Raw genomic sequence first — 20084 nt, 5'->3', positions numbered from 1 at the left:
CATGCGGGCGGGCACTTCATCATGTCGGTCGACAATTCCAGTGTCTCACAGGCGGCGGTCCTTGATCCGTCGCGGGCACGCGTCGCCAGTGCGATCAAGCAGGCCTCGAACGTAGGTGGCGTCAGCTTCCAGTACATGCTGACCACCGCCAAGATGGAATCGGATTTCGATCCCACGGCGGGGGCGACTACGTCATCCGCGCACGGGCTCTACCAGTTCATCGACCAGACCTGGCTTGGCACGGTGAAGGAAGCGGGCACCCAGCTCGGCTATGGCAACTATTCGGACGCCATCACCAGGACGTCGTCGGGCACCTACACCGTCGATGATCCCGCGATGAAGCGGTCGATCATGAAGCTGCGCGACGATCCGGAGGCCGCCTCCAGCATGGCGGCTGCGCTGACGCAGTCGAACAGCTTCAAGCTCACCGGCCTGCTCGGCCGCAGGCCGTCCGACAGCGAACTCTACATGGCGCATTTCATGGGCGTCGGCGGCGCCGCGAAACTGATCGCCAATGCCGAGGACAATCCGCAAGCGGTTGGCGCGCGGTTGTTTCCTAACGCGGCGTCCGCCAATCGCTCGATCTTCTACGCCAAGGACGGCCGCGCGCGCAGCATCTCCGAGGTCTATTCCGTGCTGGATGCACGCTACGCCGGCGCGGCAAATTCGAAAACCACCCGCAGCGCGATGGCGATGTATGGCGGCACGTCGACCACGCAGGTCGCGAGCGCCAACGGCGTACAGCCTGCCGCGCCGCTGATCGACAATGCCGCGTATCTCCAGACCTTTCCGAACACACGCGCGGTGATGCCGGTCAGCGCGACAGTGCCAACGACGGCCGCGGACAATACACCGATCACGCCGGTGTTTCGCTCGATCTATCAGCCCGGCGACACCACCCAGCCGGTCTCGACGACCGTGCAGAAATTGTGGGGCAACAATGCCTCGCTCACTTCGGTCGCACCCGCGACCTCGGCCGCATCGGGGACGCCTGACGTCCGGCCGCCCCAGCCGCTTGATCTGTTCAGCGATCGCAGCGGCACGTTCTCAAGCTAATACGCACTCCCGTGTCTCGGACACGTCGCAGCGGGAACGCTGCTGCGCAGGGCCCGGTGCGTGAACGGGCCGCCTTTGTTCCCTTAACAAAACGTCAATAAAACCAGCCAGTTATGGTGAACGCTTTATTAAGCGTCGTGGTTTATTTTGTGTTGCAGGTGACAAGCCGTCACCGCTTCGTCTTCGTTGCGTAAGCCGGAAGCACCATGATTGTTCGGCAGTTCATCAATTGGATCAGGACGGCGCCCGCCGGCGAGCGGGCCGAGGCGACGCGGGCGCTGGCCCGGGCCTGGCTGATCTCAGACCTTTCCCATGACGACCGTATTGCCGCTGAAGGCGCGCTTCTGATGCTGCTTGACGATCCCTCGCCGCTGGTGCGGCAGGCGATGGCCGAGGCGTTTGCGCGCAGTACCGAGGCACCGGCGTCGATCGTGCGGGCGCTGTCGGCGGACCAGCCGACCGTCGCGCTGTCCGTGCTCGAACATTCTCCGCTGCTGATCGACGCCGATCTCGTCGACATCGTCGCGACCGGCAACGACGAGGTGCAGTGCGCGGTCGCCCGCCGCATCGCGCTGCCGGTATCGGTCTGCGCCGCCATTGCCGAAGTCGGCTGCGCGGCGGCAGCGCTTGAGCTGATCGAAAATCCTCATGCCGAGCTTGCGCCCTTCTCCTGGGATCGCATCGTCGAGCGTCACGGCCATCTCGCCGCGATCCGCGAGGCGATGCTGGTGCTGGAGGATCTGCCGTCTGCCACGCGCGCCGCGCTGGTGGCCAAACTCTCGGAGACGCTGGCCCAATTCGTCGTAGCCCGGAACTGGCTGACTGCCGACCGCGCCGAGCGCATCGCGACCGAGGCGCGCGACCGCTCCACCATGAACATTGCGGCGCGCTCGCGCGGCGAAGACATGGAAGGGCTTGTTCGGCACCTGCGCATCACCGGCCAGCTCACCGCGGGTCTCATTCTGCGCGCGCTGCTGTCGAGCAATCTCGACCTGTTCGATGCGGCGCTGGCTGAGCTCGCCGAGCTGCCGCTGGCGCGCGTGTCCGCGCTGCTGCACGATCGCGGCGGCAACAGCCTGCACGCGCTGCTCCGCCGCGCCGGGCTTCCCGAGGCGACGTTTGCAGCCTTCCAGGTCGCGCTCGATGCCTGCCACGAGCAGGGCTTCGTCGACAGCGACGACAATGCAGCAAGGCTGCGCCGCCGCATGGTCGAGCGCGTGCTCACCCATTGCGAGACCGACCGCGGCGCGACCGAGCCGCTGATGGTCCTGCTCCGCCGCTTCGCCACCGAATCCGCGCGCGAAGAGGCAAGGCTGTTCTGCGACGAGCTGGTCGCGGACGAGACGGTTGATCCGGTCTATGACGATCTGATTGCGGCGTAACGAGACGTGTAGGGTGGGCAAAAGGCGCATTGCGCCGTGCCCACCGTCTCTCCGCACAATTCATGTCGATTGGTGGGCACGCTTCGCTTTGCCCACCCTACAACACCTCGCGAACGGCGAAGCTACCCCGCCGGCGCGATACTCGGTGCCAGGATCACCTCGAGATGCTCGGGGCGATCGCGGTTGGCGTCGGCGAGATAGTCATCGGCGACCTTGCGCAGGCGCCGGCTGAGTTCGGCGGAGACGCTGATGCTGTCGAGCTTGGTGTTCTCGTGCACGATGGCAAGGATGGCGTTGATGTGGTGCGTGAACAGCTCGGCCGGTACCTTTTCGAGATCGGGCGCGTGCTCGATGACGCGGCACAGGCTCTCGGCTACGCCCGCCGCCGCCGGATAGCCGAAAGTCGCGGCATCGCCCTTGATGTCGTGCGCGGCGCGAAACAACTCGTCGCGCCTGTCCTTGCTGAAGCCGTCGTGCCGGATGGCGACGTAGGCGGCCGACAGCCGGTTGATCTCGGTCGCCATCCAGTCCTTGAACTCGCCAGCAAGGCCCGCGAGCGCCTGTTCGGCGCGGCCGATCGGATCGTCCATGTCTTTGTCTTCGACGCGGCGCAGGACCGACCTCAGCGGGTTGGGCTGCGTGATGATTTGATGCGTGGCGAAGGCCGTGATCTCGATGTCTCTTGCGCTGTTCTTCGCCATGATATCGGCCTCGATCGTGAGAGACGTTGCGCTAGATGGAGGAGCGGGCCTTGTCGAGCAGCGAGGGCTGCTGCAGCACCTCGTGCTTTTCGCCGACGCGGCGCTCGGGGCCCATATAGGCTGAGTTGATGTTGCGGCGGCGGTCCGGGCCGAAATAGGTCTTGGTCTTGATGAAGGGGCGGGGACTGGCGACCACGTTGAGGATGCGCTGGTAGAGCCCCTTGGCCGAGATCGGCTTGGCCAGAAATTCGGTGACGCCGGCATCGCGCGCCACCGTGACGCGGCGCTTCTCGGAATGGCCGGTCAGCATGATGATCGGCGCGTAGGGATTGCCCTTGGATTCCGGCTGCCGGATCATCTGCGCCAGCTCGAGCCCATCGAAGATCGGCATCGCCCAGTCGGTGATGACGATGTCGGGCACGTAATGGCTGTACATTTCCAGCGCCGTGGCGCCGTCCTCGGCCTCGTAGACTTCACGCGCGCCAAAGGAATGCAGCAGCGTGCGCAGGATGCGGCGCATGTGCGGATTGTCGTCGCAGACGAGGAAACGCAGCTTGTTGAAATCGATGCGGAACATGGAGCCCGGGCCGAAGTGGTCAACTTTCGTTAACCATATCTCGCCGGGGGTTAATGAAGGGTTGCGATCGGCAGTCCGACGAGGCGGCTCAGGAGCCGAACTGTTCGCGCAGAATGCGCTCTTCCAGGCTGTGACCGGGGTCGAACAGCATGCGCATCGAGATGGTCTTGTCGGACAGCACCTCGACGCGGCGAACATCGCGCACCTCGTCGTGGTCGGCGACCGCCGCCACGGGGCGCTTGTCGCCCTCCAGCACCTCAATCACGACATAAGCCGTGTTCGGCAGCAGCGCGCCGCGCCAGCGTCGTGGGCGGAAGGCGCTGATCGGCGTCAGCGCCAGCAGCGCGGCATTGATCGGCAGGATCGGTCCCTGGGCGGACAGATTGTAGGCGGTCGAGCCAGCCGGCGTTGCCACCATGATGCCGTCGGCGATCAGCTCGGACATGCGCTCGCGCTCGTCGATCAGGATCCGCAGGCGCGCGGCCTGGTAGGTCTGCCGGAACAGGGCGACCTCGTTGATGGCGTGATGCAGGTGGACGCGGTCGTTGGCATCGGTCGCGCGCATCAGGAGGGGGTGGATTTCTGATTCCTGCGCCGCCTCGAGGCGGGCTCGAAGATCGACGGTCGAGTACTCGTTCATCAGGAAGCCGACGGTGCCGCGGTGCATGCCGTAGATCGGCTTGCCCGTATGCATGTGCTGATGCAGCGTCTGAAGCATGAGCCCGTCGCCGCCGAGTGCGACCACGATGTCGGCGTCCTTCGGATCGCAATTGCCGAAGTCCCTGGTGAGCTGGCCGAAGGCGGCTTGCGCCTCGCTGCTCGGGCTGGCGACGAAGGCGATCTGGTCGTATCGCGCTGGCTTGGTCATGGTTTCCGGGCAGGGCCGCTGGCTCGAGAAAGTTCCGCCGGGCTCGTCTAACGATCTCGACCCCGATTGTCGAGGATGACCACCCTTCACAGCAGTCCGGCAACTGCCCATTCCGATTTGAGGATGAAACCGGGTCGATTTGTGGCCCACCGGGCTCTTCAGGCGCCGCCGGAGCCATGATCCCCCAAACCGTCGCAATTCCGCGCTAGCCTTGCGGTCCGCACCGGTGGTCGTCGCCGGGCAGGGAGAACGACCATGAATATGAATATGCCGGTGCTCCGCCGTGCGACCCTGGTGCTGGCGGTATCGGCATTCGCGCTCGCAGGATTGGCGCGCGCCGACGATCCGCCGCAGCCGCGCGCCGAGGCGGCAGCGCCAGCCGGACAGAAGGGCGGGCGCGGCGGCGCACAAAGCGCGTCGCAGAATGCATCGCCATCCGCCGAGCCGCACCGTCTTCCGTCGGATTCGACCACGAAGCAGACACTCGATCTTCCCGGCCGCAGCCTCAATTTCGCAGCGACCGCTGGTTCGATCCGCGTGTTCGACGGCAAGGGTGAGCCGGTGGCCGACATCGCCTATACATCCTATGAGCTCGACGGCGCAGACCGTGCGACGCGCCCGGTGACGTTCCTGTTCAATGGCGGGCCCGGTGCGTCGTCGGCATGGCTCCAGTTCGGCGCGGCCGGGCCGTGGCGGCTGCCGCTCGATGGCGAAGCGCTGTCGCCGTCCGCCTCGCCCGAGGTGAAGCCGAACGCGGAGACCTGGCTCGATTTCACCGATCTCGTCTTCATCGACCCCGTCAGCACCGGCTACAGCCGCTTCGTCGCGACCGGCGATGACGCGCGCAAATCGTTCTACTCCGTCGACGGCGACGTCAATTCGATCGCGTTGGTGATCCGCCGCTGGCTCGAGAAGCACGAGCGGCTGACCTCGCCGAAATACGTCGCCGGCGAAAGCTATGGCGGCATTCGCGGGCCGAAGGTGGTGCGCCAGTTGCAGCTCCAGCACGGCGTCGGCGTCAGGGGATTGATCCTGGTGTCGCCGCTCCTGGACTTCCGCGAATTCACCGGCACCAGCCTCCTGCAATATGTCGCGACGCTGCCGAGCTATGTGGCGGTGGCGCGCGCGGCGAAAGGCCCGGTCAAGCGCGCCGATCTCGCCGACGTCGAGGCTTACGCGCGCGGCGAATTCCTGGCCGACCTCGTCAAGGGCGAGGCGGACAAGGAGGCCACTAATCGTCTTGCCGACAAGGTCGCCGAGCTCACCGGCATCGACCAGGCGGTGAGCCGTCGCCTTGCCGGCCGCTTCGACGTCGGCGAATTCCGCCGCGAATTCGACCGCAAGAACGGCAAGGTGACGGGGCGCTACGATGGCTCGGTACGCGGCCTTGATCCCTATCCGGATTCAAGCAGCTCGCGGTTCGGTGATCCCTCCGGCGATGCGCTGCAGGCGCCGCTGACGAGTGCGGCGGTTGACCTGCTGACACACAAGCTCAACTGGCGGCCCGATGGCTCCTACGAGGTGTTGAACGGCGCCGTCGAGGGTCATTGGGATTTCGGCCGCGGCATCAATCCGCCGCAATCAGTCTCCGAGCTGCGACAGATCCTTGCCACGGATGCGAAGCTGAACGTGCTGGTCGCGCACGGCCTGTTCGATCTCGCCACCCCCTATTTCGGATCGAAGCGGGTGCTCGACCAGTTGCCGGCCTTCGCAACGCAGCGGGTCAAGTTCGTGGTCTATCCCGGCGGCCACATGTTCTATTCGCGCGACGGCTCGCGGCAGGCCCTTCGAAGCGAGGTCGAGACGCTCATTCGGGAGTAGCCCGTCGCTTGCGCGGCTTGTATCGCTGCGCGATCTCGCGGGCTACGACGGCCGCAGGCTTGATATTGGCGCCCGCGATCCAGACGTCACTGACCTTGCCGCGCTTGTCGCGGACGCGGCGGACCGGCTCGCCGTGGCTGGAGTAGCCGGCGGCCCAGGCGAGCTTGCCGGTGTCGCGGCCGGTGACCTCGATCTCGGCGGCGTCCATGAACGGGTTGTTGAACTGGGGATTGGCGACCAGCACGCGGTTGCCGACCGGCACGAGGTCGTTCGCGCCCCAGATCGTCCACCAACGGCCGGTCCAGTCGCGCACGCGGCGGTCGGGTGCACCACGGGACTGGAAGACGCGCAGGATCTGCATCGCGCCGTCCATCCAGAACGGGGCCGCGCCGTCGATGGAGTTGCTGAGGATGCTGATCGCGAGCTCGCAAGCGGGGATGGAGCAGGTCCTGGAGATGTAGCCTTGAAAGCCGCCGCCATGGCCCAACCAATCCCAGCCGTCGGTTTTGCCGGCGTTGACGCCGAGGCCGTAATAGGCCTCGAAGCTTTGCGGCACGCGCCAATGGTTTCGCGTCATCTCGCGGCGGCTTGCGACCGATAGCACGCTCTTTTTCGCATTGGGCGCGAGCTGCGCGTAGAAGCGGGCGGTATCGGCGGCGGTCGCGATGAAGCCGGCGGCGGAGGCCATCGCGTGCGCGGGATTGTCGCCGGGGATCACGCATCGCTCTCCGTACGGCAGCTTGCGAGTGTGGCCGCGCGCGAACGACGCGCCCTTGGGAAGCGGCGCGTCCGGCTCGATCTCGCGCAGGCCCGCAGGTTCGATGATCTCGCGCTTGATCCAGACCGGGTAGGGCTCCTTCGTCACGGCCTCGATGACGAGACCGATCAGCCCAAAGCCGTGATTGGAATATTTGAAGCGTGTGCCCGGCTCGATTACGGTCGGCCGCTTCAATTCCGCGAGCAGCTCGTTCGCGTCGAGATAGGGACGGCTGTCGATGAACTGGCCGGAATCGGCGCCGTCGCGCGTCAGTCCCGCGCTGTGCGAGAGCACTTGCGCAATCGTCGTTTCGGCGACGCGCGGATGCAGGCCGGCGACATGTTGGCCGATGGAATCGTCGAGCCGGAGCTTGCGCTGCTCGCGCAGCTTCATGACGCCGGCCGAGGTGAAGCTCTTCGAGTGCGAGGCGATGCGGAAGCGATGGCGCGGGGTGAGCTTCTCGCCGGTGTCGAGATTGGCGAGGCCGAACGCATGCTCGGCAACCACCTCGCCGCGATGGACGAAGGCGACCATGACGCCCGGCTGCTGGATTGTGGTGTGCTGGAATTCGATCCAGGAGCCGATGTAGTCGATCGCGGATCGCAGCCACTTGTCCATTGCGCACCGATTTACCAGGAGAGTGTTTGATGCGAGAGGCTAACCGAGAACGCAGAACGGGCACAACCCTGAGGTTGTGCCCGTTCGTCCCATTCGGAGATGCGATGTTCTTAATAGACGAGGGTCGCTCCGGTCGGCTTGTCGAGCGCGGCGGCGAGCGAGCGATATTCGGAGCTGTCGGTGCCGGCGAGCGAGGCGAGCTTGTTCAGGTGATACTGCGCCTGCTCGCGGTTGCCCTGCTCGAGCTGCCAGAGGCCATAATACTGCCAGGTGCGGACGTGGTTCGGATCGTCCTTCAGCGCGAGCTCGTAATAGACCTTCGACGACTGGTAGTCGCCGAGCTTGCGATAGGAGTAGCCGATCAGATTGGCGACGTCGGCGACGTCGTCGCGCTTGAGCGACTTCAGCTGGCCGATCGCGCCGGTGTAGTCGTGATTGTCATAGATCGTGGTGTAGGCGGTGCGATAGGCAGCAAGGAATTTCGGATCGCTGACCGAGGAGCTCTTCTTCTTGCCCTTCTTGGTCGAGGTGTCGGATTTCGGTGGCGAGGAGGGCTCGTCGCTGCCCGCGGCATAGGCGCTGGTCAGCACCGGCGCCGCTGCCAACGACACGGCCACAAGTCCCGGCACAAGAAGCATTGAGAGTTTGCGCATATAAGTTCTCCGGTATGGAACGTGGCGATCCTACACGATTGCCCAAAGACCGGAACACCCATCAGGCAAAAACATTCCCGGCATCATGGCCTAGGGCGGATGACAAACTTGTCATCCAGATGAACGGGAGCCTGCTGTGGGCTTCAGATTGGGTTCAGTGCGAGCCTCATAGGCTCCAACCTACGATCAAAGGGTTGGCGAGAGGGCGCCCGCCTCAAGATCCTTCCAAGAGGAGACCAGCCATGTTGAAGACCATTTCCGCAGCCTTGCTCGCAGCCTCCATGATCGCAGCCCCGGCCTTCGCAGCCGAGACCGCCAAGACCACCACGACCACGCCGGTGATCAAGGCAGACCAGAGCCAGACCAAGGTGTCGACCACCGCCGCGAAACCCGATGCCGGCCTCAAGGCCAACGTCAAGGCTTCGGACGTCAAGGCTTCGGACGTCAAGGCCGATGCCAAGGTGGACACCAAGTCGAAGGCGATGAACGCCAACGCCGCCGTCACACCGGACGAGCACAAGACCGTGCGCAAGCATCGCCACCACCACAAGCATCTGTCAGCGAAGAAGTCGCTGAAGACGCAGCCGAACGTGACCAAGCCGGCGACGATGGAGAAGCGCAGCTAACGACTGAGCCTGCGCGGCGGCGTCCTAGCATTGCCCCGGCCGCCGCGTGAGGAATTCAGGCCCGGCCCGTTCGTCACGCCTTGCGCGAAAGCTCGAGGTGCTGGCGGCGGGCCGGTATGACCATGCTGAAGCCCGCGAGCAACGTCCCAGATTTGGCGGCCGCAAACAAAACCTCGAAAACAACCCCATGCACAGCAGCGGGTCGTAGATAAATCAATGGTTTAAGGGGTGGCGTATTTGCGGATTTTACGAATCTGTTTGACTCGTCGGGCAAAACACCTGTAGACATGCATCATTGCAACCTTGGGGCTGGAACGTCTCCGAGACTGATCGAGCGGAGAGCGTAAGCGGTGCGGCGACTAGCGGAACGCGCAGTGAGCTTGGCGTTGATGCTGGCACTGCCGCTGGCGCTCACGGGATGTTTCGGCAGCGATGGTGACCGTCCAGCCCTGATGCAGGGGACCCAGGCCGGAGGTCCACAACCGTTCCCGGATAATTTCCGTGGCGACACGCTGGCCTTGATGCGCAGCTATCTGAACAATCCCGTCGGCGTGCGTGACGCCAGCATGGCCGAGCCGGCGCAGCGCGAGGTCGGAGGCCGCCAGTTCTACGTCAGTTGCCTGCACTTCACCCCACGCGAGACCGACGGCACCTACAAGGCCACGAGGGAGCGCGCCGTGATCTTCGTCAACGGCCGGGCGGACCGCGTCGTCGATCGCGCCAGCGAGCTGTGCGCGGGCGCGGTTTACGTACCCTTTCCGGAACTTGAAAAGATGACGCGGTAGCGCAAAGCCCACCTTCATCGCTTGGTGATAGGACAAAGCCCGCCGGAGCTGCCGGATCACATTTCGGGGAGCTTTGAACGGAGTGGTTTTGCGTTGCGACTAATCGTTACGGCAGGTTTTGTTTCCGACGGAAAAAACCGTCGGCACGCGCCTGTCGGACGGAACAAAATCGCGTTGTTGCCGCTCTGTCACAGTAACGAACGATCAACGTTCCGGCATCGCCTCGAAGCAACCCAATTCACGCCACGTTGTTTCCTGAGTGTCGAATTGAAAGAACGGGGATAATCATGAAGAGGATTTTGCTGGGCGCGGTTGCCCTGCTTGCGCTGGCTGCGCCGGCTGCCGCAGCCGACATGCAGGCGCGCACCTACACCAAGGCTCCGGCCTACACGCCGCCGCAGGTGATCTACAACTGGACCGGCTTCTACATCGGTGGCCATGTCGGCGGCGCCTTTGCCGGCGACAGCAGCTTCCAGTCGAGCGACGCGCGCTTCCTCGGCGGTGTTCAGGGCGGCTTCGACTACCAGTTCGCGCCCAATTGGGTCATGGGTGTCGAGGCCCAGTATTCCTGGCTGCCGACCAACAACGGCGGCGCTACGTTCCCGCTGGGCACGCAGGTGACCTCCAATACCGACCAGCTCGGCTCGGTGACCGGTCGCATCGGCTACACCTGGGGACCGGCGCTGCTTTACGCCAAGGGCGGTTATGCTTGGCGCAATGGCGGTCTTGGCGTCAATGTCGCCGGCGTCCCGCAGCCCTTCACCGCCACCGGCAACAGCAAGGACGGCTATACCGTTGGCGCTGGCCTCGAATACATGTTCGCGCCGAACTGGTCGGCCAAGGCCGAGTACCAATATTACAACTTCGGCAACACGACGATCACCTCCGGTCCGGCTGACGTCGTCGGCGTCCGCGGCCGGGAGGACGAGCATACCGTCAAGGTCGGCGTGAATTACCGCTTCGGCTGGGGCGGTCCGGCAGCCTCGCGCTACTGACGCGCCACCAGCGGCCCACGACCTGACAAAGGCCGGCTCTCGCCGGCCTTTCGTTTGCCCAGCCCTCGTTCGCAAGTCCTTTGTTTGCATCGCGTCAACCATCTGGCGCGTCATTTGCAGGCAAACGTTCTGGCGGGCGCTTTCTCACGCGCGTCATGGAGCTCGGGTAAAGCAAAAATAATTTTTGCAGCTTACGGAACTCGCGCGCCGGAACGCGTTATATGACAATTACCGGGCTGGTGGGACGACGGACATGCGTATCTTGGTGTCGGCTGTGGTGCTCTCGTGCTTCGTCAGTTTGCCGTGCGCTGCCCAAACAATCCTCAAATCCGAGCCTCTGATGCTGGCACCCTACGAGGTGGCCTTCGTCAAGGACGCCTCGTGCTCCTCCGGTAAGGTGCTGAAGGTCACCGGCGCGATCCGTGGGCTGCATCGCCGGAAGGCCTGCGTGGCTCTGGCGGGCGAGCAGGCGTCACTGGCCACCGCGACCCCCTAAGCTTTTCCTGAGCTCTGGCTTCCCAGCTTCGATTCCTCTTTAGGAATTCAGCTCAAGCTCCATCCTCGCTTGGCGATCAGCCTCGGCCTTGTTCCGGGCCGGGTCCTCGCCCTGTGCGGCCCGGCACGGCTTGATCTCGTAATCGTTGTCGAGCACCCGGCGTGGCCCGGGACGGTTGTCATCCGCGGTTACGTCCACGACGAGGCCACTTCGCTGCGCGAGCCTCCAGACGTCGGACTCGTCAGGATAGGCCTTGCTGATCTGGGCATCGTTGCAGAACAGGGCGTAGGGCATTGTTCCCGCTCCTGGAAAGCGCATTAACGAATTTGACGGGGTAGGGGTTCCGCTCGCCGGTCGATCACGCGGCCGTGATCAGGGCCGCCGGGTCCTGAGTCCTTAACGAGTCCTGAATCCCGAAAAAAAGAATCCACGGGACTCATTTGGCGGAATCAGCGGATGTTTTCGGTCATGACGACGGACCTGAAAACCTCTTGCGGGCACATGCTGCTGCCCCTCACGCTGGCCCTGTTCGGTGCCTGCGCGGCCAATCTCTGGCTAGTGTGGTCCTGGCTTTAGGCCAGCGACGGGAGATCCGGCTTTACTTGTCAGCCGGTGGACGGGAGGAGGGCTCGCGGATGGCGGCCCGCAGTCTGGTCAGGGTGGCCGCGCAATATTCCTCGCGCTCCCGCTCGAACCGCTCCTGATGCTTGCGGAAATTGGCGATGCGGGCCTGTATTTCGGTGCGGACGTCGTGGCTCGCCACCCGGGGCGACGGGAGAGGTAACGGCTGCGGCGGAGCGGCCTTAAGTGGCTCGGTCCCGATGATGGTGTTGACGGGGGCGATCTGCACCGACGCGGCCACTGTCGCCATCGGGATCTCCGGTGGATGCAAGTCATCCTTTTTGCCGGTTACCGATTGGACGAAAGCCATTGTCTGCGCGATCAGCGCGTCGCGTTCCGCGATCCACTTCATGGTGCACCCCTGTTGGCGCCATTCCAGCAAAGCTGGCCGGCCGAATCAAGAAGGTGTTGGGTGGGGGATTGCATATTTTTCCCGGCCGCCCGACAGTGGGGAATGGATGCCAAAGCAGACCATTCAGCCGAAGCCGAGGGCTTGAGGCTCGTCCGCGCGTTCCTATCGCTGCCGCCCGACAAACGGGCGGAGGTGATCGCGTTCGTTGAGGAGTGGGCCCGCGCCAAACGCCGTCCGGAGGAGGGCGCCGACGTCTCGCCGGGGTGAGCGCTAGCGCTCCCGCGGATTGAGGTTGGGCTCGAACGGCGCGCCGACCACCCGAACCGGCGTCGGCGTGGTCCCGTCTATTGCTACCGTTTCAGCCCGCTGCTTTGCCGGAGCCGGCCAGGGAGCCTGTTCGAACAGCGCAACAGCCCCGGCCAACGCGCTACAGCACAGCGTCACCGTGGCCAGCAGAAACATGTTTCGATTTTCTTCCCTGATCCGCATGGGTCGACAACGGCCGACGCCCTTGACCGGTTCCGTCTGACCATGCCCGGATCGCTCCCCAAACTGCCGGCGGGACGCGATCAGGACATGGCCAGGACAAATCTTCAAAGACAAATCTTCAAAACCACGGATCGAGGTCGCCTCACGGCAGCGCAGATCGAGGTTGGGAAGCAAGCCGCCCATCAGCGCAAGCGCGACATGGTCAACCTTGCCGACGGCTTTGAGCGCGCAGCCGGCGAGATCAAGACGGTGGGCGCGGCGTCCACCGAGCTTGAAGCGTCGTCCTCGACGCTGGCCAAGTGCTTTCCACGGCCAAGATGCTGGCGAGCGACAGCAACCGGCTGGGTGGCACAAACTCCGGCGGCACGGCGCCCCGGCAAGCAGCTGATTTATTGCGGAAGCAAGAGGGACATCGCGATCGCGAACAGGAAGCCCGTTGCGACGATCGCCGCGACAGCACCCGCGGTGATCTTGGCGATCTCTCGGCTGGTATAGGGACGCATGGGATGCGCATGCTACCTCATGTTGAACTCTGATCCAATCTGTGGTCAGTAGCCGCGCCCGAAATGCGTGCGGCCAACGTCCATTCCCGAAGGTCGATCCATGAACGAGGATATCAGCGACGGCTGGACCGCGTCCGCGGCTGCTTGGATCGTCGAGCAGGGTGAAGAGGGCGACTATGGTCGCCGCTTCGTGCTGGACGCGCCGATGCGAGCGCGGATCGAAGGGCGCGGCTTCCGCAATGCGCTCGACGTTGGCTGCGGCGAGGGGCGCTTCTGTCGCATCATGCAGCGCGCCGGCATCCGCACCACCGGCATCGACCCGACCGAAGCGCTGCTCGCGCGTGCCATGAAATTGGACCCGCAGGGCGACTACCGGCTTGGCCGAGCTGAAACAATGGAGATCGAAGCGCCATTTGATCTGGTCGTCAGCTATCTCAGCCTGGTCGACATGCCCCATCTCGGTGCGGCGATCGGGAAGATCGTGGCAGCGCTGCGGCCGGGCGGTACGCTGCTGATTGCCAATCTGACCAGCTTCAACACCGCGGGTCCGCCCGACGGCTGGACGCGTGACGGCGACGGCGCCTTGCGCTTCAACATCGATCACTACATGGAGGAGCGGCCGACTTGGGTGACTTGGCGCGGCATCCGAATTCTGAACTGGCATCGTCCGCTCAGCACCTACATGACGCTGCTACTCGATCAGGGGCTCCTGTTGCGCCTTTTCGTCGAGCCGCAGCCCAGCGGCGGCGATCCCGACTGGAATGCCTTTCATCGCCGGGTGCCTTACTTCCACATCATGGAGTGGCAGAAACCGGTTTTGAGGATGGGATGAGATTCGGATGGAACGCATGACCACAGTGTTCACAACGTAATCTTAAGGTCCGGACGATGATCTCCAAGCGCCCACCCGTGCTCGCCCATGAGCGGTTCACCGCCGACCGCGAGAATTTTGTCGGCCTCGATCTGGCCGCGCGGTTCGAGCGCATCGAGATGACCAACCTGTGGGGCGCGGCCAGTTCGGTGTCGGGCCTCGGCTCGGAGAATCCCGCGACCGCAGCAATCCGCGAGGAGCTTCCTGCACTCCTGCAGCAGCTCGGCGCGCGCTCGCTGCTCGATGCGCCCTGCGGCGACGCGGGTTGGATCGGTCGCATCAAGCTGGATCTCGACTACACCGGCATCGACATCGTGCCGTCGCTGATCGCGGCCAATCGCAAGCGCGTGGCTGGCGGTGAGTTGTCAGGCCGGTTTCTCGTTGCCGACATCACGCGCGATGCATTGCCGCGCGCCGATGTCGTTCTGTGCCGGGATTGCCTGGTGCATTTGAGTTTCGACCATATCGTCCGCGCCGTCGCGAACTTTCGCGCCAGCGGCGCGCGTTTCCTGCTGGTCACGACGTTTCCCGAATGGGACGACAATCGCGATTGCGAGGACGGCGACTGGCGGGCGCTGAACATGGAGAAGGCGCCGTTCGACTGGCCGGCACCGCGCGAGCTGATCAACGAGCGTTGCGAAGAGGGCAGTGGCGGCTGGCGCGACAAGAGCCTCGGGCTGTGGCGGCTCGATGAACTGGCCGATCCTGTCCTCACTGCCCGGGGGATATGACGGACGCGGGCGGAACGTCCGTTGCGTGAGTGATTGCCCTCGCGCTATACTTTGGGTTGCATGATGCCGTCTCGCATTGCGGTGACGATGTTGGAGCACGCCATGAGACCGAGTGTTGTCGCCGTCGCCATGCTGGTCTGGTGCTGCGCGCCCGCGTTGGCGCAGCAGGACGGCGCTGCGCTCTACGCAAGCCACTGCGCGCAATGTCACGATGGCGGTGATGGCGAGAGCCGTGTGCCAGGCCGCGGCGCCATGCAGGCGATGTCGTTCGATCATGTGCTGGGAACGCTGACTTCTGGAAGCATGGCGGCGATGGCGAAGGACCGCAGCGACTCGGAACGGCGTGCGATTGCCGCCTTTGTCACCGGCAAGGCCGCGGTGGGCGACAATGCAGTCGATGCGGAGGGACGCTGCACGCAGCAGGTCAATTTCTTTCCGCAAGCGCTCGATGGTCCGCGCTGGAATGGCTGGGGCGTCGACGTTGCCAACAGGCGCTTCCAGTCGGCCGAAATGGCCGGCCTCACCGCGGAAGAGGTGCCGCGCCTGCGGTTGAAATGGGCTTATGCCTTTCCCGGCGCCTCGGTGTCGTTTGCGCCGCCGACCATCGTGGGCGGTCTGCTGTTTATCGGCGGCACTGACCGCAAGGTGCACGCGCTCGACGCGCGAAGCGGCTGCACGAGGTGGACGCTGCCGACCGATGCCGCGGTGCGCGCGGCGATCAGCTTCGGGCCGCTTCCCGGCACCGATCAGTTCGCGATCTTCTTCGGTGACCTGCGCGCCAATGCCTATGCGGTGAACGCACTGACTGGCGCGCTGATCTGGAAGACGAAGGTCGAGGAGCATCCGGCAGCGCGCATCACTGGCGCGCCGACGCTGCATTCCGGCGTGCTCTATATCCCGGTCTCCTCGCTGGAGGAGGCCGCCGGTTCGCAGGCCAGTTACGAATGCTGTACCTTCCGCGGCAGCGTGGTCGCGCTCGAGGCAGTGACCGGCAAGCCGGTGTGGCAGGCCTACACGATCCCCGAGGTGCCGCATCCGACCGGCAAGAATGCGAGAGGCACGCAGCTGTTCGGCCCGTCCGGCGCGGCGGTGTGGTCGGCACCGACGATAGATCCGAAACGCAACGCCGTCTACGTCGCGACTAGCAATTCCTATTCGAATCCACCCGCCGCAACCGCCGATGCGGTCCTCGCTTTCGAGCTTGCGACAGGTAAGCTGCTCTGGAAGCAGCAGGCGACCCCGAGCGACGCCTTCATCGTCGCGTGCTTCGGCGCGGACAAGACCAATTGTCCTGAAGATCACGGGCCCGACCACGATTTTGGCCAGTCGCCGATCCTCGTGACCTTGCGTGACGGCAGGCGCGTTCTTGCCATCGCGCAGAAGTCCGGCGTCGTGCACGCGCTCGATCCTGATGATGGCGGCAAGATCCTATGGCAGACGCGGATCGGGAAGGGCGGTGCGCTCGGCGGCAGCGAGTGGGGCTCGGCCGCCGACCAGGATCGCATCTATGTCGCGAACTCAGACGTGCGGTTCCTGCGCGATGGTACGCGGCGGCTCGATGCCACCCAAGGCGGCGGCCTGTTCGGCCTCGACCTCGCCAGTGGGAAAATTGCGATGGAAGTATCTCCTGTCGCCTGTGGCGATCGCCTCCAATGCAGCCCTGCGCTGTCGGCTGCCGTGAGCCTGATCCCCGGCGTCGTGTTTTCCGGCGGCGTCAGCGGCTTTCTGCGCGCCTACGCGACAGCCGACGGAAAGCTGTTGTGGGAATACGACACGGCGCGAGACTATACGGCGGTGAACGGCGCCCCTGCTCATGGCGGCGCGATCGACGGCCCGGGGCCGATCATCGCCGGCGGAATGCTCTACACCAATTCCGGCTACGGCCAGTGGGGCGGCGTCGCCGGCAACGCACTGCTGGCGTTCGAGGTTGCGAAGGAGTGAGGGTCAGTCCTGGATTGCCCTGCGCTCCAGCCGAGCGACAGAACCTGTCAGCCAACTGAGGAGGAAGAGCTTCGATGATCGATGCCCAATGCAGGTGCGGCGCTCTCGCGCTGTCGCTTCCAGGACCTTCCAGCCTCGTCGTCGCCTGCCACTGCATTGACTGCCAGCGTCGAACCGGCGCGCCGTTCGGGGTCGGTGCGTTCTATCCGGCGGAGGGCGTCACGATCTCAGGGACGTCGAAGGAGTACGTCCGGACAGCCGCAAGCGGCGGCAAGGTCCGCAGCTATTTTTGCCCCGAGTGCGGTTCGACGGTCTATTGGAAAGCGGACAATCTGCCTGCGATGATCGGCGTTGCCCTGGGCGCGATCGCGGTTCCGAACTACCCGGCGCCCATCAGCTCGGTTTTCGAACAGTCGAAACATGCCTGGGTGGAGATATCAGGCGCCGAGCACTTCCAGCAAAGCAGCGCACCGAAGCATTCGAAGTGAGCGTTGCGCGTCAAATTTCGCTCCAAGGCTTCGCGGCAAGATGAATTGACGCCGTTCCCGTGGGTTCCGCCGAGGGTTGGAATTTGCGGCGGTCCCTCTGCTTCGCGTGAGACAATAGCTAGCCGTCCGGATTGGAACGAACGTCACAAAAATTCGTTTGCCGACCGGAGCTAACGATGAATAACGCGGAAATTTTCGAACCTTTCTTGAGGCGGTTGCGGGTCAGCACCGAAATTGATGAAGAGGACGAGGCCGCTATCCGTCATCTGCCAATCACGGTGAAACGGATGGCTGGCGGTCAGCCGGTCGTTTCTCTCGGAGATCGACCTTCGGCGTGCTGCCTTGTCGTTGATGGCTTTATCCTGAGATCAAAGATCGTCGGCAATGGCCACCGCCAAATCATGGCCTTTCACCAACCCGGCGACATCCCCGATCTGCAGGGTCTCTTTCTACATGTGATGGACCATGACGTCAGCACGCTTGGCGATAGCGTTCTCGGCTTCATTCCGCATGCAGCGGTGCGCTCACTGATAAGAAAGCGGCCTAACGTGGCCGAAGCGCTTTGGCGCGATACACTGACCGACGCCGCGATCTTCCGGGAGTGGATTTGCAACGTTGGTCAACGCGAAGCCACAAGCCGCGTGGCGCATCTCGTGCTTGAGCTTTACACCAGATTGAAGGCGATCGGTCGAGCGGACGGCCTGTCCTTCGACTTTCCGGCCTCTCAGGCACTCCTCGCCGACGCCGTCGGCACGAGTGTGGTCCATATGAATCGCGTCGTTCAGCAGCTACGTGCTCAGCGCGTGTTGGACCTGGAGCGGGGAAGAATATCGATCCTTGATGAAGCCAGGTTGCGCGAAATAGCAGACTTCGACGTGCTTTACCTTCATCTCAATCCGTCGCTCTGAGCCATGAAGTTCTACTTCGATATCAAGGACGACTTTTTCGCTGCGGTCGACGAGGATGGGGTGGATTTGCCCGGCCCGGAAGCCGCCGAAAAAGAGGCGATCGCAATGGCGACCTCGATTGCCAGAGACGTTGCGTCGGCAAAGGGGGCGCAGGTCCTCATTATAGTCAGGAACGAGAAGCACCCGCTGCTCGAGTTGAGTGTAACGGTCGCCCGGATAGCTCTGACGTGATTGCGTGGGAAATCGATTCTAGCTGTCGTTAGACGGAGGAGTGCCCCGATCTATCAGGCCGCGGTGTCGGCTAAATCGGTGGTGCCGGCTGAGGGGATTGAACCCCCGACCTTCGGTTTACAAAACCGCTGCTCTACCGCTGAGCTAAGCCGGCGACGCCTGGAGAAGCGCAGGGGCCGGCGTACGCCGGGGCCCTCCGCCCGTGCGCGCCGCAATACCAGACTTGACTGGAAAGTGCCAGAACCCGCGATCCCCGATGCAGACATGAATCAGGCGGCCCCGAGGGCCGCCTGATCTGTCGCGTTCGGTTCAAACCGCTTTACTGGCAGATGTGGCGGTTGCCGTCTTGGCCCTTGAACCAGGTGCCGGGCGTGCAGACGAAGCCGTTGCGCTGGGCGTAGGTGCGGGTGTCCCAACCGCGATTGTCCCAGCCGCGGTTATCCCAACTGTTGTCGTAGGCGAAGGCATCGTTCGTGGCACGGAACGGGGCAGTTGCAATCGCGCCCGCAGTCCCGATGGCTGCGCCGGCCACGCCAGCGGCTGTTCCGACCGCGCCGGCGGCGACGTCGGTCGGCCAGAAGCCGGTGCGGCTCCTGTTCCAGTCGTTATTCCAGTCGCCGTTGGTGGTCTGGCGATAGGACACGCGACGATGCCGATAGCCGCTGTCGGTGTACGGATTTCCCGGTCCGACGTTCTGGCAGTTGGCGTTGGGGAATTGCGCCGCGCAACGGCCGGGATTGGTGATCACGGCCTGCGCCATGGCAGAGCCTGCCACCAGGGTCGCCGCAATCGCCGTGGCTCCGAGAAGTTTGACGTTCATGATTGTTTGGCTCCCGTTTTGTTGACGGGGGCTAAACGCCGAAGACGCCGGACGTTCCGCTGAAGCCGCGGATTTTCGTCGGCGACAGTCAAACGGAAGTGAGCACGGTCCATGGTTCCGGACTGCAGGGTCCGGCGGCGTTAATGCTTCGCTAGTTCGCTTTGGCGCATTTGAGCGGCGCGGAATCCTTACACATTAGGCTTACCGGCAATTGGTGAGAGGGCCTTAACCCTCTCTGCGCCGCCATCGGGTAGGTTGTCGCCGAATAAATGGGGTCCTCTCATGCGCGCTGTGGCGCTCGCGGCCTTTCTGATCGGACTGCCCGCGACGGCGTTTGCCGGCGGCGGCTTCGATATCGTCGTTCCCGGTCGCCCCGGCGTGCCCATCATCATCAACAACATCGACGCGTCCTATGCCGTGATCGAGGGGACCTGGGGCCTGGGGAAGAACGTCCAGGTGCAGCCCACGATTTATGGCGGCCGCTATGTCGCCGAGCGCCAGCCCACCGACGTCGGCCATTACTATCCGACGCTGGGCCTGCGGCCCGGCTATGGCCGGCTCGAGGTCGAACCGCCCGCGAACCGCAAATTGCCCAAGCCGCCCGATAGCTATCACCAGAGCTGGGGCGCCCAATCGGCGCCGCTGCCGCCGCAGATGGACGTGCCCGTCAATCCGCCGCCGGTGATTCTCGCGCCCGAGATCAACGACCAGCCGCGGCGTCCTCGGCCGCGGCCGCGTGCAGAGATGCCCGGCAAGCCGCCGGGTTAAGAAACGACAAAATCCAAAAAACGGAA

General features: G+C 64.1%; 24 protein-coding genes and 1 tRNA gene. 15 read left to right on the top strand and 10 right to left on the bottom strand.

Annotated features, from left to right (window positions below):
- Nucleotides 1–21: 21 nt before the first annotated feature.
- Together IVB19_RS22930 and IVB19_RS22925 are read left to right on the top strand one after the other, a co-directional pair.
- Complete coding sequence (locus IVB19_RS22930) at nt 22–1056, top strand: transglycosylase (protein WP_018455378.1); 1035 nt, start codon at nt 22–24, stop codon at nt 1054–1056.
- Nucleotides 1057–1262: 206 nt separating this feature from the next.
- On the top strand, nt 1263–2438 hold the full coding sequence (locus tag IVB19_RS22925) for a DUF2336 domain-containing protein (RefSeq protein WP_018455379.1): 1176 nt from the start codon (nt 1263–1265) through the stop codon (nt 2436–2438).
- Between the two features lie 122 nt (nt 2439–2560).
- On the opposite strand, the gene IVB19_RS22920 is transcribed toward IVB19_RS22925, so the two are convergent.
- The 3 genes from IVB19_RS22920 to IVB19_RS22910 form a co-directional block, all read right to left on the bottom strand.
- Entirely contained in the window at nt 2561–3139 is a 579-nt protein-coding gene (locus tag IVB19_RS22920) for an Hpt domain-containing protein (RefSeq protein WP_018455380.1), read from the bottom strand.
- Nucleotides 3140–3170: 31 nt separating this feature from the next.
- Nucleotides 3171–3716 (bottom strand): response regulator, encoded by a 546-nt coding sequence (locus tag IVB19_RS22915; RefSeq protein WP_007611745.1) that lies wholly within the window; start codon nt 3714–3716, stop codon nt 3171–3173.
- 88 nt (nt 3717–3804) lie between these two features.
- Complete coding sequence (locus IVB19_RS22910; protein ID WP_018455381.1) at nt 3805–4584, bottom strand: NAD kinase; 780 nt, start codon at nt 4582–4584, stop codon at nt 3805–3807.
- A gap of 255 nt (nt 4585–4839) precedes the next feature.
- On the opposite strand from IVB19_RS22910, the gene IVB19_RS22905 reads away from it, so the two are divergent.
- The gene (locus IVB19_RS22905; protein WP_247819888.1) at nt 4840–6405 is read left to right on the top strand and encodes a S10 family peptidase; all 1566 of its coding nucleotides are present in this window, start codon (nt 4840–4842) and stop codon (nt 6403–6405) included.
- Here the strand turns inward: IVB19_RS22905 and IVB19_RS22900 are convergent.
- Both IVB19_RS22900 and IVB19_RS22895 read right to left on the bottom strand, forming a co-directional pair.
- Nucleotides 6392–7780, bottom strand: a complete 1389-nt coding sequence (locus IVB19_RS22900) for a serine hydrolase domain-containing protein (protein ID WP_247819887.1) — start codon at nt 7778–7780, stop codon at nt 6392–6394. The two genes, IVB19_RS22905 and IVB19_RS22900, sit on opposite strands and share 14 nt — an antisense overlap.
- Nucleotides 7781–7890: 110 nt before the next feature.
- A complete protein-coding gene (locus IVB19_RS22895) occupies nt 7891–8433 on the bottom strand; it encodes a tetratricopeptide repeat protein (protein ID WP_085351154.1) in 543 nt (180 codons plus the stop codon).
- Between the two features lie 242 nt (nt 8434–8675).
- Between IVB19_RS22895 and IVB19_RS22890 the strand changes: the two genes are divergently transcribed.
- The 4 genes from IVB19_RS22890 to IVB19_RS22875 all read left to right on the top strand — a co-directional run bounded on the left by IVB19_RS22890 (nt 8676) and on the right by IVB19_RS22875 (nt 11335).
- Nucleotides 8676–9059 carry a His-rich protein BRANT gene (locus tag IVB19_RS22890; RefSeq protein ID WP_247819886.1) on the top strand — a complete coding sequence of 128 codons (384 nt, stop codon included), beginning with the start codon at nt 8676–8678 and terminating at the stop codon, nt 9057–9059.
- A gap of 389 nt (nt 9060–9448) precedes the next feature.
- Nucleotides 9449–9844 (top strand): hypothetical protein, encoded by a 396-nt coding sequence (locus tag IVB19_RS22885; protein ID WP_247821694.1) that lies wholly within the window; start codon nt 9449–9451, stop codon nt 9842–9844.
- A gap of 287 nt (nt 9845–10131) precedes the next feature.
- Nucleotides 10132–10839, top strand: coding sequence for an outer membrane protein (locus tag IVB19_RS22880; protein WP_085384994.1), 708 nt, complete (start codon nt 10132–10134; stop codon nt 10837–10839).
- A 253-nt stretch (nt 10840–11092) separates the two neighbouring features.
- On the top strand, nt 11093–11335 hold the full coding sequence (locus IVB19_RS22875; protein WP_018455389.1) for a hypothetical protein: 243 nt from the start codon (nt 11093–11095) through the stop codon (nt 11333–11335).
- Nucleotides 11336–11374: 39 nt separating this feature from the next.
- Here IVB19_RS22875 and IVB19_RS22870 read toward each other — a convergent pair whose 3' ends face one another.
- Both IVB19_RS22870 and IVB19_RS22865 read right to left on the bottom strand, forming a co-directional pair.
- A complete protein-coding gene (locus IVB19_RS22870) occupies nt 11375–11629 on the bottom strand; it encodes a hypothetical protein (RefSeq protein WP_018455390.1) in 255 nt (84 codons plus the stop codon).
- Between the two features lie 304 nt (nt 11630–11933).
- On the bottom strand, nt 11934–12308 hold the full coding sequence (locus tag IVB19_RS22865; protein ID WP_247819885.1) for a hypothetical protein: 375 nt from the start codon (nt 12306–12308) through the stop codon (nt 11934–11936).
- A gap of 102 nt (nt 12309–12410) precedes the next feature.
- On the opposite strand from IVB19_RS22865, the gene IVB19_RS22860 reads away from it, so the two are divergent.
- Nucleotides 12411–12575, top strand: a complete 165-nt coding sequence (locus IVB19_RS22860) for a hypothetical protein (protein WP_247819884.1) — start codon at nt 12411–12413, stop codon at nt 12573–12575.
- Nucleotides 12576–12578: 3 nt separating this feature from the next.
- Here IVB19_RS22860 and IVB19_RS22855 read toward each other — a convergent pair whose 3' ends face one another.
- Entirely contained in the window at nt 12579–12980 is a 402-nt protein-coding gene (locus tag IVB19_RS22855) for a hypothetical protein (RefSeq protein WP_247821745.1), read from the bottom strand.
- A gap of 420 nt (nt 12981–13400) precedes the next feature.
- On the opposite strand from IVB19_RS22855, the gene IVB19_RS22845 reads away from it, so the two are divergent.
- The 6 genes from IVB19_RS22845 (at nt 13401) to IVB19_RS22820 (ending at nt 18470) form a co-directional block, all read left to right on the top strand.
- A complete protein-coding gene (locus IVB19_RS22845; RefSeq protein ID WP_247819883.1) occupies nt 13401–14132 on the top strand; it encodes a class I SAM-dependent methyltransferase in 732 nt (243 codons plus the stop codon).
- A 56-nt stretch (nt 14133–14188) separates the two neighbouring features.
- On the top strand, nt 14189–14902 hold the full coding sequence (locus IVB19_RS22840; protein WP_247819882.1) for a class I SAM-dependent methyltransferase: 714 nt from the start codon (nt 14189–14191) through the stop codon (nt 14900–14902).
- Between the two features lie 102 nt (nt 14903–15004).
- On the top strand, nt 15005–16843 hold the full coding sequence (locus IVB19_RS22835) for a BamB-related PQQ repeat family beta-propellar protein (RefSeq protein WP_247362004.1): 1839 nt from the start codon (nt 15005–15007) through the stop codon (nt 16841–16843).
- 74 nt (nt 16844–16917) lie between these two features.
- On the top strand, nt 16918–17331 hold the full coding sequence (locus IVB19_RS22830) for a GFA family protein (RefSeq protein ID WP_247362006.1): 414 nt from the start codon (nt 16918–16920) through the stop codon (nt 17329–17331).
- Between the two features lie 176 nt (nt 17332–17507).
- Complete coding sequence (locus IVB19_RS22825) at nt 17508–18239, top strand: Crp/Fnr family transcriptional regulator (protein WP_018455399.1); 732 nt, start codon at nt 17508–17510, stop codon at nt 18237–18239.
- A gap of 3 nt (nt 18240–18242) precedes the next feature.
- Nucleotides 18243–18470 (top strand): DUF6894 family protein, encoded by a 228-nt coding sequence (locus IVB19_RS22820; protein ID WP_247819881.1) that lies wholly within the window; start codon nt 18243–18245, stop codon nt 18468–18470.
- A 79-nt stretch (nt 18471–18549) separates the two neighbouring features.
- On the opposite strand, the gene IVB19_RS22815 is transcribed toward IVB19_RS22820, so the two are convergent.
- Nucleotides 18550–18624 (bottom strand) — tRNA-Thr (locus tag IVB19_RS22815).
- A 165-nt stretch (nt 18625–18789) separates the two neighbouring features.
- Nucleotides 18790–19290, bottom strand: a complete 501-nt coding sequence (locus tag IVB19_RS22810) for a hypothetical protein (RefSeq protein WP_018458104.1) — start codon at nt 19288–19290, stop codon at nt 18790–18792.
- Nucleotides 19291–19572: 282 nt separating this feature from the next.
- On the opposite strand from IVB19_RS22810, the gene IVB19_RS22805 reads away from it, so the two are divergent.
- Nucleotides 19573–20058, top strand: a complete 486-nt coding sequence (locus IVB19_RS22805; RefSeq protein ID WP_247362008.1) for a hypothetical protein — start codon at nt 19573–19575, stop codon at nt 20056–20058.
- Nucleotides 20059–20084 lie beyond the last annotated feature (26 nt).

The organism is Bradyrhizobium sp. 187 (assembly GCF_023101005.1).
Lineage (GTDB): Bacteria > Pseudomonadota > Alphaproteobacteria > Rhizobiales > Xanthobacteraceae > Bradyrhizobium > Bradyrhizobium canariense_D.
This window is presented reverse-complemented; position numbering and strand designations above follow the sequence as displayed.

What these genes read in the sequence shown, in the direction of transcription:
- IVB19_RS22830 (WP_247362006.1), top strand. Translation starts at nt 16,918, where the DNA reads ATGATCGATGCCCAATGCAGGTGCGGCGCTCTCGCGCTGTCGCTTCCA.
- IVB19_RS22880 (WP_085384994.1), top strand. Translation starts at nt 10,132, where the DNA reads ATGAAGAGGATTTTGCTGGGCGCGGTTGCCCTGCTTGCGCTGGCTGCG.
- IVB19_RS22910 (WP_018455381.1), bottom strand. Translation starts at nt 4,584, where the DNA reads ATGACCAAGCCAGCGCGATACGACCAGATCGCCTTCGTCGCCAGCCCG.
- IVB19_RS22825 (WP_018455399.1), top strand. Translation starts at nt 17,508, where the DNA reads ATGAATAACGCGGAAATTTTCGAACCTTTCTTGAGGCGGTTGCGGGTC.
- IVB19_RS22920 (WP_018455380.1), bottom strand. Translation starts at nt 3,139, where the DNA reads ATGGCGAAGAACAGCGCAAGAGACATCGAGATCACGGCCTTCGCCACG.
- IVB19_RS22835 (WP_247362004.1), top strand. Translation starts at nt 15,005, where the DNA reads ATGAGACCGAGTGTTGTCGCCGTCGCCATGCTGGTCTGGTGCTGCGCG.
- IVB19_RS22915 (WP_007611745.1), bottom strand. Translation starts at nt 3,716, where the DNA reads ATGTTCCGCATCGATTTCAACAAGCTGCGTTTCCTCGTCTGCGACGAC.
- IVB19_RS22900 (WP_247819887.1), bottom strand. Translation starts at nt 7,780, where the DNA reads ATGGACAAGTGGCTGCGATCCGCGATCGACTACATCGGCTCCTGGATC.
- IVB19_RS22860 (WP_247819884.1), top strand. Translation starts at nt 12,411, where the DNA reads ATGGATGCCAAAGCAGACCATTCAGCCGAAGCCGAGGGCTTGAGGCTC.
- IVB19_RS22805 (WP_247362008.1), top strand. Translation starts at nt 19,573, where the DNA reads ATGCGCGCTGTGGCGCTCGCGGCCTTTCTGATCGGACTGCCCGCGACG.
- IVB19_RS22885 (WP_247821694.1), top strand. Translation starts at nt 9,449, where the DNA reads ATGCTGGCACTGCCGCTGGCGCTCACGGGATGTTTCGGCAGCGATGGT.
- IVB19_RS22855 (WP_247821745.1), bottom strand. Translation starts at nt 12,980, where the DNA reads ATGGGCGGCTTGCTTCCCAACCTCGATCTGCGCTGCCGTGAGGCGACC.
- IVB19_RS22820 (WP_247819881.1), top strand. Translation starts at nt 18,243, where the DNA reads ATGAAGTTCTACTTCGATATCAAGGACGACTTTTTCGCTGCGGTCGAC.
- IVB19_RS22845 (WP_247819883.1), top strand. Translation starts at nt 13,401, where the DNA reads ATGAACGAGGATATCAGCGACGGCTGGACCGCGTCCGCGGCTGCTTGG.
- IVB19_RS22895 (WP_085351154.1), bottom strand. Translation starts at nt 8,433, where the DNA reads ATGCGCAAACTCTCAATGCTTCTTGTGCCGGGACTTGTGGCCGTGTCG.
- IVB19_RS22840 (WP_247819882.1), top strand. Translation starts at nt 14,189, where the DNA reads ATGATCTCCAAGCGCCCACCCGTGCTCGCCCATGAGCGGTTCACCGCC.
- IVB19_RS22865 (WP_247819885.1), bottom strand. Translation starts at nt 12,308, where the DNA reads ATGAAGTGGATCGCGGAACGCGACGCGCTGATCGCGCAGACAATGGCT.
- IVB19_RS22810 (WP_018458104.1), bottom strand. Translation starts at nt 19,290, where the DNA reads ATGAACGTCAAACTTCTCGGAGCCACGGCGATTGCGGCGACCCTGGTG.
- IVB19_RS22925 (WP_018455379.1), top strand. Translation starts at nt 1,263, where the DNA reads ATGATTGTTCGGCAGTTCATCAATTGGATCAGGACGGCGCCCGCCGGC.
- IVB19_RS22905 (WP_247819888.1), top strand. Translation starts at nt 4,840, where the DNA reads ATGAATATGAATATGCCGGTGCTCCGCCGTGCGACCCTGGTGCTGGCG.
- IVB19_RS22930 (WP_018455378.1), top strand. Translation starts at nt 22, where the DNA reads ATGTCGGTCGACAATTCCAGTGTCTCACAGGCGGCGGTCCTTGATCCG.
- IVB19_RS22875 (WP_018455389.1), top strand. Translation starts at nt 11,093, where the DNA reads ATGCGTATCTTGGTGTCGGCTGTGGTGCTCTCGTGCTTCGTCAGTTTG.
- IVB19_RS22890 (WP_247819886.1), top strand. Translation starts at nt 8,676, where the DNA reads ATGTTGAAGACCATTTCCGCAGCCTTGCTCGCAGCCTCCATGATCGCA.
- IVB19_RS22870 (WP_018455390.1), bottom strand. Translation starts at nt 11,629, where the DNA reads ATGCCCTACGCCCTGTTCTGCAACGATGCCCAGATCAGCAAGGCCTAT.